Annotated in this window: 1 rRNA gene; it reads right to left on the bottom strand. The window is 56.7% G+C overall.

What is annotated here, in order from left to right:
- Window positions 1-29 precede the first annotated feature (29 nt).
- Window positions 30-1,402, bottom strand: a 16S ribosomal RNA gene (locus ACFPUZ_RS13210); the annotation flags it as partial.

Genomic DNA, 1,402 nt, shown 5'->3' with positions numbered 1-1,402 from the left:
TGTGGTCTGGACTTGTCAAAGCTCCTTAGAAAGGAGGTGATCCAGCCGCACCTTCCGGTACGGCTACCTTGTTACGACTTCGTCCCAATCGCCGATCCCACCTTCGACAGCTCCCCCCTAAAAGGTTGGGCCACTGGCTTCGGGTGTTACCAACTTTCATGACGTGACGGGCGGTGTGTACAAGGCCCGGGAACGTATTCACCGCAGCGTTGCTGATCTACGATTACTAGCGACTCCGACTTCATGGGGTCGAGTTGCAGACCCCAATCCGAACTGAGGCCGGCTTTCAGCGATTAGCTCCACCTCACAGTGTCGCAACGCGTTGTACCGACCATTGTAGCATGTGTGAAGCCCTGGACATAAGGGGCATGATGATTTGACGTCATCCCCACCTTCCTCCGAGTTGACCCCGGCAGTCTCTCATGAGTCCCCACCATCACGTGCTGGCAACATAAGACAAGGGTTGCGCTCGTTGCGGGACTTAACCCAACATCTCACGACACGAGCTGACGACAACCATGCACCACCTGTACACCAGCCACAAGGGAAGGACTATCTCTAGCCCGATCCGGTGTATGTCAAGCCCAGGTAAGGTTCTTCGCGTTGCATCGAATTAATCCACATGCTCCGCCGCTTGTGCGGGCCCCCGTCAATTCCTTTGAGTTTTAGCCTTGCGGCCGTACTCCCCAGGCGGGGCGCTTAATGCGTTAGCTACGGCACAGAAGTCGTGGAAGACCCCTACACCTAGCGCCCACCGTTTACGGCATGGACTACCAGGGTATCTAATCCTGTTCGCTACCCATGCTTTCGCTCCTCAGCGTCAGTTACTGCCCAGAGACCTGCCTTCGCCATCGGTGTTCCTCCTGATATCTGCGCATTTCACCGCTACACCAGGAATTCCAGTCTCCCCTACAGCACTCAAGTATTGCCCGTATCGCCTGCACGCCCGAAGTTAAGCCCCGGAATTTCACAGACGACGCGACAAACCACCTACGAGCTCTTTACGCCCAGTAATTCCGGACAACGCTCGCACCCTACGTATTACCGCGGCTGCTGGCACGTAGTTAGCCGGTGCTTCTTATCTAGGTACCGTCACAAAAGCTTCGTCCCTAGCGAAAGAGGTTTACAACCCGAAGGCCGTCATCCCCCACGCGGCGTCGCTGCATCAGGCTTCCGCCCATTGTGCAATATTCCCCACTGCTGCCTCCCGTAGGAGTCTGGGCCGTATCTCAGTCCCAATGTGGCCGTCCACCCTCTCAGGCCGGCTACCCGTCGACGCCTTGGTAGGCCATTACCCCACCAACAAGCTGATAGGCCGCGGGCTCATCCCACACCGAAAAAACTTTCCACCCCCCACACTAAAGAGGGGTCCTATCCGGTATTAGACCCAGTTTCCCAGGCT

Source organism: Corynebacterium nasicanis (assembly GCF_042658165.1).
In the GTDB taxonomy this organism is placed as follows: domain Bacteria; phylum Actinomycetota; class Actinomycetes; order Mycobacteriales; family Mycobacteriaceae; genus Corynebacterium; species Corynebacterium nasicanis.
Note: the sequence above shows the minus strand (reverse complement) of the source record. Positions and strands in the feature narration are given on the sequence as shown.